This window comes from Burkholderia sp. JPY481 (assembly GCF_038900515.1).
Taxonomy (GTDB): domain Bacteria; phylum Pseudomonadota; class Gammaproteobacteria; order Burkholderiales; family Burkholderiaceae; genus Paraburkholderia; species Paraburkholderia youngii.
Map to the genome: position 1 here is coordinate 15,120 of NZ_JAYMRT010000003.1, position 15,743 is coordinate 30,862.

Sequence of the window (15,743 nt, forward strand, 5' to 3'; positions counted from 1 at the left end):
CGCCTACGGCGCTCGCTGCTCCGGCGGCGGGTCGTCGCTGAACAGATCGGCGCTCGCTTCGAGCGCTTGGCCGCCCAGATGCTTGCCGTGAATCTGCCGCGCGATCACGTCGCCGACATACGGCACGCTCGCGTCGAGTTCCACCGTCGCGTAGGCGTTGGGCTTGCCGGCGTCCACCACCTCGACGTGTTTCGCGTAGTGGCCGAGTTCGCGCTTCAAAAATTCCCGCACGTCCTGCTCGCTGCACGATTCGGCGATATTGCGCACGGTCAGGTTCATGCGGACTACCCTCGCCGTGCCTGCCGGTCAGCCCGTCGGTCTGAGCTGGCGATACGCACCGGTCGCAGCGCGACACGCTGCTTCGTCTGAGCCGCGGCCAGTGCGCGAAGTGCGACGACGCCGGTCGCGCCGGCCAACCCCATAGCGAGCAATGACAAAAAGAAGGCCATCGTTCCAATCTCCTGTGCAAGTTTCATCCTGTTGTCAGGATAGCCCGCTTCGACAGCGAACACACTGTGACGCAGTGTCGTAGGCAACGGCGAAACAACCCCCGTCAATGCACTGTACCTGAATCAGTCGCGCCGATCCCGGAAAACATCGGCTGCTTCAGCAGCTTGCATGCCCGGCACGCGAGACGCATCGAAGTGAGCAAAGGCGGCCTGATCGCGCCGATCAGTCGGCCGCTTGCACGTTCTCCGCGCTCACCCACCAAGCATTCTTACCGTGCGGCAGTCGGACCAGCACCGCGGAAGGATCGTCGACGCCGTCGTCGGCGATCTGACATACCGGCTGGCCGTCGGGCAGACGCTTCACTTCGCCGGCGGCCTCGAACAGCGCGATTCGCCGCGCATCCAGCGGGCGCAGCTGCCGATATACGTCGAAGCTGAGCGCCGCGGGCACGTCGCCGCGAATCTCGAGCTCATTGGCGCGCGCGCAATGCGCGGGCGCGGCGGCAACCGCAGCAACCGCGGCTGCGCTGCCGCTCAGGCAACCGATCGTCAGCGCAACGGCGGCGAGACGGAAATAGGTCATCGTGTTTCTCCGAAAAAAATGAGAGGGCAGCGAACCGTGGCTCCGCGACGACTGCGCAAGCGCGGACGCGCTCAACGCCCGCGCTCGTGCGCGTCGCCGCGCCGGCTGTCTTCGCTGTCGACGCCGTCGTCGTCAGTCGAGACGTCTAGGCGGCTCACGTCGCACGAGGCCTGGCCGAAACCCGCGTACACCGCCGACCAGTTGCCGACGATCGCCGCTTGCGCCTGCGCGAGACTCAGCTTGCCTTCGCAGACGCAGCGCTTGAGCATCGCCGCCGCGCGAGCCTTGCGGCGCTCGCCCTGCGGGCCGGCCCACGGCAATAGATCGAGATTGGCCGGCGCATCGGGCGAGCCGCCGAGCATGATCGGCACGTGCCGGTCGAGCGCAAACGCGGCGCTGTCATCCACATCGATGCCGCGCGCGGCAAGCATGCGGTCCTTGTGCGCCATCAGTTCGTCGAACGGCGGCGCAACGGTTTCCGCATAGCCGGGGCGACAAATCGTCCGGCCGATCGACTGCTGGGTCACGCGGTCGTCGAGGACGGCGCGCGGTTGCGCGGTGGCTTCTCCGATGCGCAGCGCCAGCAGTGCGCCGACGATAACGAGCAGCGCACGTTGCGTGATGCGCACGCGCGAGCGAAGAACGCTCTTGCGCCCGAGCCGCGGCGCGTTGGCCGGGTCATTGCTGCTGGTGGTGTCGCGGGGAAGACCGCGCCGATGCGTGTCTGCGATGCCTGCGTTCATTCGTGTGCGCGCCGGCGGCGGCACGCGGTAGTTCAACTCGCAAGGCAATTAAAACATATTCAATCTGGATGAGTATAAAAGCCCGACATGGCGGCGCGCCGTTTGCCGGCTCGCGGCAGCCGCCGCGAGCCAGAGCAGACCAGCACGACGCGACGTCGCGATGAGCCGCGACGCCCCACCACCTCCGCTACTTCGCCACCCGCGCCTGCAACGCGCGGATCCGCCCGAGCGCCTGTGCGTTCGACACCGTCTCTTCGTACATCTTTGCGAGGTCGGCTTTCAGCGCGGTGCGCGAACCGCCGTCGAGATACACCATATGCCCCGATGGATAGAACCGCGCCGACAGGTTCTGCCGCACCTGCTGACTGACCAGCGGCATCTGCTGCAGGTCGAGCACGGTCTGATAGAACGGCGTGACGAAATCGAAAAAGCCGTTCGCCGACAGCACCTTCAGGTCGGGATTGAGCGCCATCACGGCCGCAAGATCGCCGGCCGTGTACAGAATGATGTTGCCTTTCGAGTCGACGCCCTTCTGCGCGCCGGTCGGATCGATATGGCTGAAATCCCAGTACTTGAACGCCTGATCGTTGAGGTCGGTGAACGACGAATTCGACGTGTACTTCAACTGCTCGTTCAGATACACGTTCCACATCGTCGTGTAGACGCCGCTGACCGCGGTCATCGTCGGATCGTTGCCGCCGGAGTTCGGGTCGATCTTGCCGGCGATGCCGGTGTCGATCGCGGTCACGCGGCCGTCGTAGGCGCCGAGCGCGAGGCCTTGCGACTTCAGCAAGGTGGTCAGGAACAGCGAATTGCCGCGGCTGTCGTAGCCCGCGATGTCGAGGCTCCACGCGAGCAGTGTCGTTTTGTCGATACCGGTGTATTCGCTGAGTTTTTCGACGGTCGCGGTGTCGGTGGTCGGGAACTTGCGCAGCGCGGCCAGGTAGTCGGTGCGTGCGAACTGCGCGACCTCCTCGGCGAACGTGCCGAGATCGGTCGGCCGCGGCGCGACGCCGAGCTTCTTGTGATACCACGCGTCCGCGGCCGCCGTGGGCAGCGCGCCAACCGGGTTGCCCGACTGCGTGTAATCGAGAATCGACGACTGCAGCGTCACCCCGTTCAGATCGACGCCATCCTCGTGCAGCCGGTACGCGAGCACGCAGCTGCGCGCCGTGCCGTAGGACTCGCCGAACAGATACTTCGGCGAATTCCAGCGGTTGTTCTTGGTCAGAAACCGCTTGATGAACTGCTTGATCGAGTCCGCGTCCTGATCGACGCCCCAGAAGTCGCGATTCTTCTTCGGCGCGATCGCCGCCGAGTAGCCGGTGCCGACCGGGTTGATGAATACGAGGTCGCTTTTGTCGAGCAGGCTGTCCGGATTGTCTTCGAGCGAATATGGCGCCGGCGGCGTGAAGCCCGGCATCGACGTCTTGATGCGGCGCGGCGCGAACGAGCCGAGCAACACGAACACCGACGACGATCCCGGCCCGCCGTTATAGAAGAACGTGACCGGCCGCGTCTCTTCCTTCTGGTTGTCCTGCGTGAACGCGACGTAGAACATCCTCGCCGACGGCTGCGAACTGCTCGGATCGACGATCACCAGGTGGCCCGCCGTTGCCGTGTAGTTGATGTTGTGCCCCCCGATGGTCACCGAATGATGCGTGATCGCGGCCGTCTCGACCGTATCGGTAACCGAATCGTCCGGGCCGTTGCCATAGGCGACCGGGTCGAAGAACGGCTGGTCGCCGGCTTTGTGCGGCGTGCTCGTGGCGGTGGACGCGCCAGCCGAGGCCGTGGCATGCGTGTTGTGCGGCGAATGCTGGCTACCGGAAGCTGATTCTGTATTCGTCATGATCGCTCCAAGGGTTCGTTTTATTGCCGTGCGTCCTCGTTCTTACGTCTTGTTGTTGTGTTATGCGCTGTGTTGCAGACTATAGTGCGCCCGCCACCTTCCCGCCATTGGGGCTGCCCAGGCCCGTGCAGGCGTCCCACCCCTTCGACGCCGCAAAACTGCCGTTGTTGCCCTGGGTGATGTCGTTGCAGACGCCCGCCGCCTTGTACAGTTTCGCGTTGACGAAGCCGACCGGCTGTCCCTTCGCCGCGTTGATGCGCGCGATCAGCGCCGCCCACAGCGGCGCGACCGCGCTGGTGCCCCCCACCACCGTTTGCGTTCCGTCGACCAGCACGTCGTAGCCGGTCAAGGGCGAGGCATCGCCCGCGACGTCCGGCACGCCGCGCCCGCTGAGCGGCTGGCTGCCGCCGCCCGTCATCGTGGCCGACAAACCCTGCTGCCACGCCGGCAACTCAAACGCGGCGCTGACGCCGCCGCCGCTCGCACCGCCCTGTGCACCGTCGTTCCACACGACCTCACGCGTGATCGCCGAACCGGACGCGCTCAGGTGCGTGCCGCCGCAGGCGAGCACGTATGGGCTCGATGCCGGGAAGTCGACCTGGTCGCCGCCGCCCGAGCCGTCGCTCGACCCGCTGTCCCCGGAAGCCGCACAGATTGTCACGCCGAGCGCCGCCGCCGATTGCAGCACGCTGTTAAGCGCATTCATCGACTGGCTGGTCCACACCGACTCCGGCGCGCCCCAGCTGATCGAAATGACCGACGGCTTGTGGGTCGTGTCGTGCACCGCGCGGCTCACCGCGTCGATGAAGCCGGCGTCGCTGTTCGGCGTGAAGTACACGGCGATGGTTGCGCGCGGCACGATCGCACCGACGATCTCGATGTCGAGCGTGACCTCGCCGTCCGGCCCGTTCGGGTCGCCGCTCGGTTTGTTGCCGGCCTGATCGACGCTGACCGCGGTCACGGTCGGCTCGCTGACGCCGAGGCTCGAGAAATAGGTCTTCAGGTCCGACGTGTTGTAGCCGCCGCCGAGCTCGATGATGCCGACGCACTGGCCGCCGCCGTCGCCTTGCGGAAACTGGTAGAGCGACGCCAGCTGCGGCGGCGTGAACGACTCCTGCTGCGCGCGCGCCGCCACGAACGGCGGCCGGATACGAAAGTGCGGTCGCGCCTGCGGCCGGTTGTCGAGCCCGAGCACCGCCTCGACGACGCCACGCAGGTCGTCCGGCACGCTGATGGTGCCGGTGCGGCCACGGAACTGGCCAGCCGAGTGGTGCTGGTAGCGTTCGAGCTTCACCTCGAACGCGCTCTGGAATTGCGCGATCGTGCCGCTCAGCACCACCGAGCGCGCCGCCGGGTCCTCGCGCACGACGGTGAGCCCATGCGCGGCAGCGAACGCGCGGACTTTCGCGATGTCATCGGGCGCGGCGCCGTAGTCCTGGGCAAGCGCCTCGCGCGACAGCGGCTTCACGCTCGCGTCGCCGGCCTGGATGCGTTTCATCAACGCGTCGAACTGCGCCTGCTGCTGGCGGCGCAGCATCACGAAAACCTCGATCCGCTCGGCGGGATCGCATTGCCCGATGACCGTGGTGCCCTGCGCGACCTTACGCTCGCTGCCCGGCAATGGATGCTTGCTGACCATGGTGTCGACTCTCCTGTTAGCGTGGCTTCGCACACGGTCATGCACGACCGCGCGGCCCGGCGGGGGCAAGCACGCCACGCGCCTGCACGAAGCGCATCGTTTGCGCGATACGCGGCAGGGGTTGTTCAAGAACTTCGTCCAAGCGTCCGACCCAGGTATTCGAACACAGTTCCGACGCGCGCGGCAGTCGTCCGGATGGCTAATGCGCGGCGCGGATGCGACACGCTATGATGCTGGAGCGGCATTCCCGCCGTTTCATTGCCGCGCGCGCCGCCTGCGCGCACGATCGAGAAATCAGAGGAACCCATGTCAATTTCGATGTATCAAGCATCACTGCCAGTGCTGATTCGCGGCCTCACCAACCTGCAGGCCATCCTCGGCAAGGCCGAGGCGCATGCCGCCGCGAAGCAGATCGAACCGTCGGTGTTCACTAATGCCCGGCTCGCGCCGGACATGCTGCCGCTCGTGCGCCAGGTGTATATCGCGAGCGATACCGCGAAGGGCTGCGCAGCGCGCCTCGCCGGCGTCGAGCCGCCGAAGTTCGAGGACGTCGAGCAGACTTTCGATGAACTGCGGGCCCGTATCCAGAAGACGATCGATTACCTGAAGGAATTCAACGCGGCGCAGATCGACGGCTCGGAGAGCCGCACCATCACGCTGAAATTGCGGCCGGGGCCGATCGAGTTCACGGGAGCGTCGTATCTGTTCGGTTTCGTGCTGCCGAACTTCTTTTTCCACGTGACGACCGCGTACGACATCCTGCGTCATAACGGGGTCGAGCTCGGTAAGCTCGATTATCTGGGCGGGATGCAGCAGTAAAGGGAGCGGGTGGGTCGTCGATCGCGGCGCCCCGCTCACACGTGCAGGCGCGGCTGGAATGCGATCACCGCCATGCCGGCCAGCGTCAGCGCGGCGCCTGCCGTGTCCCATAGCGTGGGCCGCACCTCGTCCACGACCCACAGCCACGCAATCGCCACCGCCACGTACACGCCGCCATAGGCCGCATACACGCGGCCCGCGGCGGTGCCATGCAGCGTCAGCAGCCAGGCGAACAGCGCGAGGCTTGCCGCGCCGGGCAGCAACAGCCACGCCGAGCCGCCCTCCTTTAGCCAACGCCAGGGCAGGTAACAGCCGAGGATCTCGGCAATAGCGGTCACGACATACAGCAGGAAAGTTTTCATCGACGAACGTGAGAAGGTGATTGTGTCGCCGCGCGTGCGCGCGGCGGCTGCGCTATCGGCTTTATTAACACAATCACTTGGCATCGTGCGCGCTGCACGTGCGACAGTCGCGCCACTTCAACTCGAACGGCCACCGGTCATGAGCATCGCATCACCCTGTGTCGATATCTGCAAGTTCGACGACAAAACCGGCCTTTGCATCGGCTGTATGCGCACGCGCGACGAATGCAAAAGCTGGAAAAAAATGAAGGACAAGCATCGCAAGAAAATTATCGAGGACCGGCCGCGGCGCGAGCGCAAGCTGAAGAAGTGAGCGGCGGACATCGCCGCTCGGCCGCTCACGCAATCTGACGCCAGCCTCGAGGGTCAATCCAGCGAAAGCCGCAGCGCGAAGCCGATCAACGCAGCCGAAAACGTCCAACGTTGCAGCGTTTGCGCCAGAGGATGGGCGCGCATCCAGTTGGCGATGCGCGCGGCGCCGATCGCATACAACGCGTCGAAGCATGCGCCGATCGCGAGCAGCACGACACCGAGCTCGATCATCTGCCACGCCACCGGCCCCGCTTCCGGCCGCACGAATTGCGGCAACAGCACCGAGCAGAACAGCAGCGCCTTCGGGTTCAGCAGATTGGTCAGCAGACCTTTGACGAACGCGGTCCGCAACGGCCGCGCCCCTCTATCCGCATCGTTCGAAGGAGTGGATTCCACTCGCGACGCGCCGGCCGCTTGTTTGTCACGTGCACCGGCGGGCAGTGCGAACCCGGGCGAGCGGAAAATCTGAATCCCGATCCACGCGAGATAGACCGCGCCGGCATAACGCACCGCGTCGTACAGCCACGGCGCGTTGCGCAGCAGCGCCGCCATGCCGCACGCCGACAGCGTCACGTGCGTCGCGCGCGACACGCCGAGCCCCGCGGCGGCAGCGAAGCCGCTGCGCACGCCGCGCGCGATGCTGGTTTGCAGGATCAGCGCCATGTCCGGCCCGGGCACCGCATAAACGACGATCAATGCCGCCACGTAGACGGCCAGCAGGTGAGCGGAAATCATCGGAGCCTCCTTGTTGTTCGAGGCTCCATCTTGCTATCGGAGACGGAGGGTTTGCTGGCGATTTTCGGCCAAGACTAATCCAAAAATAGCGGAATGCGCTAATATTTTCCTACGCAATGGCGCCTTCCACCAACCACCAGAAACCAGCTCCCCACCATGTCCGCCGACGATCTCGACAAAACCGACCGCGCGATTCTCGCCGCGCTGCAAAACGACGGCCGCATGTCGGTTGCGCGTCTCGCCGACATGGTCGGCCTCAGCGAGACGCCGTGCGCGCGCCGTCTGAAACGTCTGGAGAACGATGGTTACATCGACCGTTACCGCGCAGTGCTGTCGCGCGCTGGGCTCGGTCTGGGCGTGGTCGCCTTCGTGCTGGTGCGCTTCGCGGTGCACGACCGCGTGGTGGCGACGCGCTTCGAGCGCGAGGTGCAGGCGATCCCGCGTATCCTGTCGTGCCATAACGTGTCAGGCAGCGCCGACTACATCCTGCAGATCGTCGCGCGCGACCTCGACGACTACGGCACCTTCATGCGCGATGAACTGCGCAGCCTGCCGGGCGTGACGTCGGTGGAATCGGCCTTGTCATTGCGCGAAGTGAAAGCGTTCGGCGGTCTGCCGCTGTCCTGAACGCGAACGTGGCATAGTCACCCCTTTAGTCCCCTTTTGGAGCGGCGCGAGCCGTTCCGACGCAACCCGACGACCCCGGAGTTCTCATGGATCACGACAAGGCGCGAGCCGAAGAAACCGCCGCAATGGAACGCGTGTTGACCGCCACCAAGCGTGTGCAGACGGCGTTCGCGTCGCTGCAATCGCAATTCCCGCCGGCAGGCAGCGGCAAACCCTCGCAATTTGCGTTGCAGACTTTCGACGCCGCGCTGCAGGAACTCGAAGACGCGCAAGCCGCGTTCGACGAACTGCTCGGCGATCTGCTCGACGGCAATCGTTGAGCGCTAGCGAGCGTCTGACCGGCGCCCCACTCTCCAGCCGGCTCGCATGCCAGGCGCCGCCGCCCGCGCCTCAACGTGCATCCGTCTCCACCACCGCTTCACAGAGAATCGGAAAGTTGACCGAGTTCGCGATGTAGCACTTCTGATGCGCGACGTGATGCAGATGCATGGCCTGCTCGACGTCGCCGCCCGCGCGGATCGTCACGCGCGGGCGCAGCACGATCTGCGAAAAGCGGCCTTCGTGAGGGGAATCGAGCATCGTGCCTTCGGCGTCGTCGCGATAGTCGAGCACCACGATGCCCGCGTCCGAGCACAGATGCAGGTACCAAAGCTTGTGACACGCGCTCGCCGACGCGACCAGCAGGTCCTCGGGATTCCAGCGCGTCGCGTCGCCGAGAAACGCCGCGTCCGATGAACCCGGAATGTCGGGCTTGCCGTCGGAAGAAATCACGTGATCGCGGCCGTAGTCGCGGTAGCCGGAGGTGCCGCTGCCGCGGTTGCCGGTCCATTGCACCGATACGTGGTACTTGTGCTCGCCGTGTGCCATTCGCTTCCCCTGTGGTCGGATCGGATCTGCATTCTATACGCCGCCCCTAGCGCGGCGGCGCCGCGCGGCCGGTCACGTTCGGCGCGCGCGGGTCGGGACTCATGTAGAGCGCCGTACCGTTCGCGCGCATGTTGTTGAGCGCGCCGCCCGAGCCGGTCGCGCCACCGGAGCCGAGCCCATACGAGCCACCGGCCGACATGCCGGGCCCCGGCATCGCACTCGGACTGACGCCGGTACCGATGCCCATTGCACCGCCGGCAGCCGCATTGCCGCTGCCCGCGCCGGAGCCCGCACGGGCTCCGGTTTGGCTGCCGCCAGGACTGCCCAATTGCTGAGCCTCGACCGTCCCTGCGCCCCCCGCCGTCAACAGCGTCACGAGCAACGCCGACCACACGATCCCACCTGTTGCTGTCTTCATAGCTCCCCCTAGCGCATCGATCCGCCGAGCCACGATATCTATTCTGAGCCGATCGTCCGACCGCTGCAGAAGCGCCTCCGCCCGCGCCCACCGTTTGCCCGTGCGCGTTATGATCGGTCGTCTCGCCCAAACGGCCGATCGCGCACGATGGAGCACGCCTACAGCCAACTTTTGCATCTGCTCGCCGGCCACTCGACGTGGATGCTCGCGGTCGTGTTCCTCGCCGCTTTTTTCGAATCCATCGCCGTCATCGGCACCTTCGTTCCAGGCAGTACCGCGATGTTCCTCGCCGGCGCGCTGACCGGCACCGGCTCGCTGAGCCTTGCCTGGGTCTTCGTGTGGGCGATCGTCGGCGCGGTCGCCGGCGACGGCGCCAGCTTCTGGCTCGGCGATCGCTACAAGGAGCGTATCGTCACGCTGTGGCCGTTCCGCGCACACCCCGGCGTGCTCGACGCGGGCCAGCGCTTCTTTCTGAAGCATGGCGCGAAGAGCGTCGTGCTCGCCCGCTTCATCGGCCCATTGCGGGCGATCGTGCCGGTCGTCGCGGGCATGATGGGCATGCGGCCGCTGCGCTTCCTCGCGATCAACGTGCTGTCCGCGTTGTTGTGGGCACCCGCGCACATCCTGCCCGGCGTCGTGTTCGGCGCGTCGGTGCTGCTCGCGGGCGCGGTGTCGTTCCGTCTCGTCGTGATCATCGCGATGCTGGTGTGCATCGTGTGGCTCAGCTTTCGCGGCGCGGGATTCCTCGTATCGCACGCGAATGCATGGTCGAGCGCGGCGGGCCGTCATCTCGGCAGCTGGGCATGCCGACATCCGGGGCCGCTCGGCCGCATCGCGCGCCGCATGCTCGACCCCGACACGCCCGATGCGACCCATCTGCTCGTGACGTCGCTGATCGTGCTGGTGGCCGGCGCGCTTTTCTTCGGCGTCCTTGAAGACGTCGTCAGCGGCGATCCGTTGACCACCGTCGATCTGTCCGTCTATCACTTTCTGCAATCGGTGCGCACGCCGTGGGGCGACACGGTACTCGCGGCGCTCGGGACGCTCGGCAGCGGCATCACGCTGCTCGCGCTGGTCGTCACGGTCGCGCTGTGGATGGTATGGGAGAGGCGCTGGCGCACGATCACCTACTGGCTGGCCGCGGTCGTATTTTCGCAGTTGCTGATTCTCGGCCTGCAACTCGCGATGCGCCGCGCCCCGCCCAATGAGTTGATGGCAGGCCACTTCGTGTTTCCGAGCAATCACGTCGCCGCGACGGTGATCGTCTACGGCTTTCTCGCGTTTCTGCTCGCGCGTCGCGTCGACAAGCTCGAAGGCGTGCTGGTTGCCGGTGCGAGCATCATCGTCGTGATCGTGGTCGCGCTTGCGGGCGTGTACTTCGGCCGCTACTGGGTGTCCGACGCGATCGGCGGCGCGGCGCTCGCGTATGTGTGGGTCGCGCTGATCGCGCTTACGGCGATCTGGCGGCATCCGCGGCCGCCGCCGCCGCGCCGTTTCATGCCGCTCGTGGTGCTCGCGGTGGTGGTGCTCAGCGTCGGCCTGCAGCTCGGCGTCGCCATGCCGGCGCCGCCGAACAGCGCGCCGCAACCACCACCGGTGCAGTTCACGCAGGCGCAGTGGGAGCGCTCCGAGTGGCGGCGGCTGCCGTGCTATCGCTCCGACATGGGCGGCGATCGCAAGGAGCCGCTGACGTTGCAATGGGTCTCCGAACCCGCTTCGATCCGCGAGCTACTGCGCGCGCGGGGCTGGGTCGAGGGCACCGACGTGTCCGCGCACAGCCTGCTGTCGCTCGCCTCGCCCGATGTCGCGGCGGCGGCGCTGCCGGTACTGCCGAAGCTGAACAATGGCGTGCCGTCGTCGCTGGTCTTCATGCGGCCTGGCGAATCGCGCGAGGAACGTTACGTGCTTCGCTTCTGGCCGAGCGGTTACGCGGTCGGCAACGGCACTTCCGCGGCGCCGCTGTGGGTCGGCGCGTTCGCGCACGAGCGGCTGAGCCGGCCGTCCTGGCCGCTGAACATTCTGCGCATCGACCGCAATGGAACGCCGATCGACTCGCGCGCCAGGTTGGGCGAAGAGCTCGGCGCGACGGTCCTCGCGCAAGTCGATTGTCACGGCGTGCCGGTGTCGCTGCTCGTCTCGCCGAGGGAATGAGCGTCATATGCAGGCTACTCAGGCAACCCCCGACTCAACGATTCGATAAAGGAGACAACCGTGGGCCGCTTTTCGACCGAACAACTCGACGACTACGCAGCGACCTTCGAACGCGACGGCATGGTCGTTCTGCGCCAGCACTTCCCTAAGGCGACGCTGCTCGCATGGCGCGACGCGTTCGCGCCATTGCTGCAACAGCAGATCGCCGCGCAGGCGACCGCCGTGCGCGGCGAAAGCCGGCACTACGTCACGCTGCCTTTCACGGGGGTATTCGCCGATCAGTCGATCTTCTGTGATCCGGACGTGCTCGGCATCGTCGAGCGCGTGGCCGGCGACGACCCCGTGATGTGCCAACTAGCCACCGACACGCCGTTGAACGGCTCGACGTATCAGGAGATTCATCGCGACACACCCGCGCTGTTCGACGGCGAAGCGGAGACCCCGTCGTTCCAGCTCGCGGTCAACTTTCCGTTATGTGACGTCACGCTCGAGAACGGCCCCTTCGAAACGACGCTGGGTACGCATCGGATGCGCGCCGAAGACGCGCTGAACGCGTGGCGCGACGGCCGCCTGCCGTTGCATGCGATCACGATGGAACTCGGCGACGTGATGATTCGCGACGTGCGCGCGCTCCATCGCGGCACGCCGAACCGCACCGAGCTGCCGCGTCCGATGGTCGTGATCGGCTATAGCCGCAGCTGGTATTTCCGACCGGAAGTCCGCATCGACGTACCCGACTCCGTCTATCAGCAATTGGCACCACGCGCGAAACGCCTGCTGCGCCATATGCCGCGCGTAGGCGAACTCGACAATGCGTTCGCGCCGGAGCAATACCGGAAATTCGCCTATTGAAGTAAGTATTCATTCGCCGCATTGACCGCGCAACGAATTATCACGAAAGCGAATCGCCAATTGACGCGCAATTACATCGGATTGCGAGTGACACGCGATTTGACATTTAAACCTTCGTTGCGCAAATGCAACGACACGCCCGCATCATCCGCACTTCTGCCGCGCTATTTGCACCCATAGCGCTCCTAATTCATTTTTCCACTCACGCAATCCGAAATAGCGCTGGCAGAATAGGCAAAAAAACAGTTAGCGGGAATCGGCATGCACCGCCGTTCCCGCAACGAGACACGCGGACCCTGATTTTCTACCCAAATTCATGCTTTAACGCTATCGTCTTATTGCGACCTGAACTCGTAGACCACCAGGAGCTCCGTGTGCGGAATCGATCGATACCTCGCGTGAAGAAAGACCGCCAGTCCGCCATACGCAGCAGCCGCTCGCGTGGTTCCCGATTATCGTCAAGTCCGCTTTACGGCTCGCTTTCCCGCTCGTTGTCCAGGCTTCTTCCCCGGTTATCGCTTTGCATGAGCGCGCTGGTGCTCGCCGGCTACTGCGCGTATAGCTTCGCTGGCGTTTCCGTATTGCGTCCGCCGCGCGAAGCGCTATCGAGCAGTCCGCTCGAAGTGACGATCGTCTATGCCGGCGATCTGCCCGGCGGCACCGAAGTAGACGTGCCGGCGCAATTGAACATCGCGATCAGCAATACCGAGTTGATACCGCGCCGGTTGGCGCTCGCGCTCACGCGCGAGAGCGGCGCACCCGAGCACCTGAAGCTCGCCGCCGGCGAACTGAAGGCAGTGCGCTATACCGGCACCTGGCCCGAATGGGCGCGCGGCGCGATGCAGATCGACGTGCCGGATCTCGACGTGTCGCCATCGTACGTGTTGCTGACGCATCCGCCGCGCTCCGGCAAGGAAGCGGCGCTCGCGTCGGCCGGGGGCGCAAATGCAACGACGGGAACGACGGCGGCTGGCACCATGAGCGGCGCACCGTCGTCGTCGAGCCTGATCGCGTCGTCGCCCGCACCGTCGCGGCCGGATGCGCCGGTGCCGCAAATCAACACTTTCCTGAGCCGCTTCTCCGCCTACGAGCCGATGTACTTCGCCGATGGCTGGGGCCAGGATGGCGACAATCTCGCGAAATTCCAGCTGAGCTTCAAGTTCCGCCTCGTCATTCCAGACGACCCGCGCTCGCGTAGATTCGTGGACAACCTGTACTTCGGCTATACACAAACCTCGCTGTGGGCTATCGAGGAGTACTCGTCGCCGTTCCGCGACACGAGTTATTTGCCCGCCCTCTTCTACTACCTCGAAGACACCGGCTGGAAGAGCAAGTGGTGGAGCAGAATGGGCGTGATGGCCGGCTACGAGCACGAATCGAATGGACGCGACGGTCCGGAATCGCGCGGCGTCGACTATGTGTTCCTGAAGCCGATCTGGGATTTCGGCGACATCAACGGCTACCATCTGACCATCGAGCCGAAGATTTATTACTATACGCACATCGCCGGCGAGAACCATGACATCGCCGACTACCGCGGCTACGTGGATCTGCGGTTCATCTACGGCAGCCCCGATGGCGCGCAACTGGACACGACGCTGCGCAAAGGAACGAAAGGCGGCAAAGGCAGCATCGATACGCAGTTCACCTATCCATTGGCGAAGCTGATCAACAGCCGCTGGGGCGGTTACGTATGGCTCGGCTTCTTTAGCGGTTATGGCGAGGACATTCTCGACTACAACCAGCATCGCTGGATTGCGCGAATCGGCTATAGCATCACACGCTAATCCGGAATTCGCCGGAGATGCAAGCAAAGGGCCGCCGAGCGGCCCTTTTGCCATTCGAGGACGGCGCACGACGTGCCGTAATACCTCGAAAGTCCTGCCGTAATTCTTTCAAAAGATTGCCCAGAGCCGATTCCCACCCGGCGGGCAACCCGTCTTAAATCCGCTCGTGAATGCTGTGTGCACGAACAGACGGGCATATCGGTGCGGATTTCTCTAGAGTTGAAGGGTCGCCGGTCCAACCGGCTGGCCACGCCGCGCGCTGACTTTTCCAGCGTCTAATCAAAACCAAGGAAAAACCAATGAAAACCGCTCTCCTTAAAGACCTGTCGACCGTTTCAAACGAGCCAACCGGACTTCTTTTGCATCGGAATAGTGCACCGCTTGCGCTCAAGCACGAAATTCACCCGGAACAGATCCGCGATAGCCTGCCGGCCCGTCAGGGGGGAGTCGGCTTTCTGTTTCACGCGACCGATTGGGAGACCCTTTCATTTTCTTTTCACAACGTTCGCGAACGCAGCGAATCGTTCGAAGAAGAATTGTGGAAGACCAAGCCTTTCATCGCCTCGCCGATCTATTCGGGCTCGCAGGTGATCGGCGCGAATATCGCCTGCCCGGTGCCGCTCGAAATGTGGCTCGGCAGCCCGCGCGGCATCAAGCGCTTTCGCGCGACGCAATTCTTTCCGGCGCTGGAGCTCGCCAGAAAGGCGGGCTTGAACATGGTCGCGATGGGCGCGTCGACGCCGTACGCATGCAACTACGGCGCGCTGCCCCGGCCGGTCAAGCCGCCTCACATCACGACCGGCCACGCGGCGACCGCGGCGATGCTGAAGGACTGGGCGATGCATTGCTGCCAACAGCTCGACCTCGAATTCGGCAACACGAAGCTCGCGCTGTTCGGCGCGGCCGGCCGGCTCGGCACGACGGTCGCGAAGTATCTGCTGTACAAGGACGCGCCGAAGGAACTGGTGCTGATCGATCTGCCGGACAAGATCAACCTGCTGACCGATCAGGCGAACGAGCTGCTCGCGTCGGACCTGCTCGGCAAATCGAAAGTATCGGTGCATACGTTCAGCCTCGACACGCCGCTGCCCGACTTCGACGGCGCAATCCTCGCGAGCAGCACGAGCGTGCCTTACCTGAGCGCCGCCGATCTCAAACGCGCGCAATTCTGGATCGACGATTCGCATCCGCGCGCGGCCAGCGTCGAAGCGGAACTCGCTTCTCGCGGTCATACGCTCTATATTGAATGCTTCGCGCGTGGACCCGCTGAACTCGACACCGCTTTCCCGTTCCGGCTGCCGTCCACCCGCGACTGCTATACCTGCTTTGCCGAAGGCTATTCCGCGTGGCAAGAAGGCATCGCATCCGATTTCATCATCGGTAGCCCGCCCGTATGGTCGGTCTCTTATACTCATGGTCTCCTGAAGAAGTACGGCTTTTCGGTCGGACCGTTTCACGGCAAGAACGGCGATTCGCTCGCCGAAGGCGTCGCAGCACAACAATTCAATACGCATGAAATGATGGGTTCCTGATGAACTCGGAGGCCT

At 64.6% G+C, this 15,743-nt stretch carries 17 protein-coding genes; 8 read left to right on the plus strand and 9 right to left on the minus strand.

Features of this window, described 5'->3' with window-relative positions; translation table 11 throughout:
* Nucleotides 1-3 precede the first annotated feature (3 nt).
* From VSR82_RS09445 to VSR82_RS09465, 5 genes are all read right to left on the minus strand, one after another.
* Nucleotides 4-279 carry an RNA-binding protein gene (locus VSR82_RS09445; RefSeq protein WP_368586029.1) on the minus strand — a complete coding sequence of 92 codons (276 nt, stop codon included), beginning with the start codon at nucleotides 277-279 and terminating at the stop codon, nucleotides 4-6.
* Nucleotides 280-672: 393 nt separating this feature from the next.
* Nucleotides 673-1,032 (minus strand): hypothetical protein, encoded by a 360-nt coding sequence (locus VSR82_RS09450; protein WP_429457460.1) that lies wholly within the window; start codon nucleotides 1,030-1,032, stop codon nucleotides 673-675.
* 71 nt (nucleotides 1,033-1,103) lie between these two features.
* Nucleotides 1,104-1,775 (minus strand): hypothetical protein, encoded by a 672-nt coding sequence (locus VSR82_RS09455; protein WP_498857654.1) that lies wholly within the window; start codon nucleotides 1,773-1,775, stop codon nucleotides 1,104-1,106.
* A gap of 187 nt (nucleotides 1,776-1,962) precedes the next feature.
* The gene (locus VSR82_RS09460) at nucleotides 1,963-3,627 is read right to left on the minus strand and encodes a S10 family peptidase (RefSeq protein WP_410852254.1); all 1,665 of its coding nucleotides are present in this window, start codon (nucleotides 3,625-3,627) and stop codon (nucleotides 1,963-1,965) included.
* A gap of 79 nt (nucleotides 3,628-3,706) precedes the next feature.
* On the minus strand, nucleotides 3,707-5,266 hold the full coding sequence (locus tag VSR82_RS09465) for a S53 family peptidase (RefSeq protein WP_429457456.1): 1,560 nt from the start codon (nucleotides 5,264-5,266) through the stop codon (nucleotides 3,707-3,709).
* Between the two features lie 306 nt (nucleotides 5,267-5,572).
* Here VSR82_RS09465 and VSR82_RS09470 point away from each other — a divergent pair, with 306 nt between their 5' ends.
* Nucleotides 5,573-6,085 (plus strand): DUF1993 domain-containing protein, encoded by a 513-nt coding sequence (locus VSR82_RS09470; RefSeq protein ID WP_410852253.1) that lies wholly within the window; start codon nucleotides 5,573-5,575, stop codon nucleotides 6,083-6,085.
* A 35-nt stretch (nucleotides 6,086-6,120) separates the two neighbouring features.
* Here VSR82_RS09470 and VSR82_RS09475 read toward each other — a convergent pair whose 3' ends face one another.
* Nucleotides 6,121-6,447: a YnfA family protein gene (locus tag VSR82_RS09475; RefSeq protein WP_368586024.1), complete on the minus strand. Its 327-nt coding sequence runs from the start codon at nucleotides 6,445-6,447 to the stop codon at nucleotides 6,121-6,123.
* A 139-nt stretch (nucleotides 6,448-6,586) separates the two neighbouring features.
* Between VSR82_RS09475 and VSR82_RS09480 the strand changes: the two genes are divergently transcribed.
* A complete protein-coding gene (locus tag VSR82_RS09480; RefSeq protein ID WP_013091438.1) occupies nucleotides 6,587-6,760 on the plus strand; it encodes a DUF1289 domain-containing protein in 174 nt (57 codons plus the stop codon).
* A gap of 53 nt (nucleotides 6,761-6,813) precedes the next feature.
* Here the strand turns inward: VSR82_RS09480 and VSR82_RS09485 are convergent, their stop codons facing one another.
* Nucleotides 6,814-7,494: a LysE family translocator gene (locus VSR82_RS09485; protein ID WP_410852252.1), complete on the minus strand. Its 681-nt coding sequence runs from the start codon at nucleotides 7,492-7,494 to the stop codon at nucleotides 6,814-6,816.
* A 156-nt stretch (nucleotides 7,495-7,650) separates the two neighbouring features.
* Between VSR82_RS09485 and VSR82_RS09490 the strand changes: the two genes are divergently transcribed.
* On the plus strand, nucleotides 7,651-8,121 hold the full coding sequence (locus VSR82_RS09490; protein WP_368586022.1) for an Lrp/AsnC family transcriptional regulator: 471 nt from the start codon (nucleotides 7,651-7,653) through the stop codon (nucleotides 8,119-8,121).
* Nucleotides 8,122-8,207: 86 nt separating this feature from the next.
* On the plus strand, nucleotides 8,208-8,441 hold the full coding sequence (locus tag VSR82_RS09495; RefSeq protein ID WP_013091435.1) for a hypothetical protein: 234 nt from the start codon (nucleotides 8,208-8,210) through the stop codon (nucleotides 8,439-8,441).
* Between the two features lie 70 nt (nucleotides 8,442-8,511).
* Here VSR82_RS09495 and VSR82_RS09500 read toward each other — a convergent pair whose 3' ends face one another.
* Both VSR82_RS09500 and VSR82_RS09505 read right to left on the minus strand, forming a co-directional pair.
* Nucleotides 8,512-8,988, minus strand: coding sequence for an OsmC family protein (locus VSR82_RS09500; protein WP_429457452.1), 477 nt, complete (start codon nucleotides 8,986-8,988; stop codon nucleotides 8,512-8,514).
* 46 nt (nucleotides 8,989-9,034) lie between these two features.
* Nucleotides 9,035-9,406, minus strand: coding sequence for a hypothetical protein (locus VSR82_RS09505; RefSeq protein WP_429457450.1), 372 nt, complete (start codon nucleotides 9,404-9,406; stop codon nucleotides 9,035-9,037).
* A gap of 147 nt (nucleotides 9,407-9,553) precedes the next feature.
* On the opposite strand from VSR82_RS09505, the gene VSR82_RS09510 reads away from it, so the two are divergent.
* The 4 genes from VSR82_RS09510 to VSR82_RS09525 all read left to right on the plus strand — a co-directional run bounded on the left by VSR82_RS09510 (nucleotide 9,554) and on the right by VSR82_RS09525 (nucleotide 15,728).
* Entirely contained in the window at nucleotides 9,554-11,557 is a 2,004-nt protein-coding gene (locus VSR82_RS09510; RefSeq protein WP_429457448.1) for a bifunctional DedA family/phosphatase PAP2 family protein, read from the plus strand.
* Nucleotides 11,558-11,617: 60 nt separating this feature from the next.
* Nucleotides 11,618-12,409: a phytanoyl-CoA dioxygenase family protein gene (locus VSR82_RS09515; RefSeq protein WP_498857655.1), complete on the plus strand. Its 792-nt coding sequence runs from the start codon at nucleotides 11,618-11,620 to the stop codon at nucleotides 12,407-12,409.
* 524 nt (nucleotides 12,410-12,933) lie between these two features.
* Nucleotides 12,934-14,196 (plus strand): phospholipase A, encoded by a 1,263-nt coding sequence (locus VSR82_RS09520; RefSeq protein ID WP_429457444.1) that lies wholly within the window; start codon nucleotides 12,934-12,936, stop codon nucleotides 14,194-14,196.
* A 299-nt stretch (nucleotides 14,197-14,495) separates the two neighbouring features.
* Nucleotides 14,496-15,728 carry a hypothetical protein gene (locus VSR82_RS09525; protein ID WP_498857656.1) on the plus strand — a complete coding sequence of 411 codons (1,233 nt, stop codon included), beginning with the start codon at nucleotides 14,496-14,498 and terminating at the stop codon, nucleotides 15,726-15,728.
* Nucleotides 15,729-15,743 lie beyond the last annotated feature (15 nt).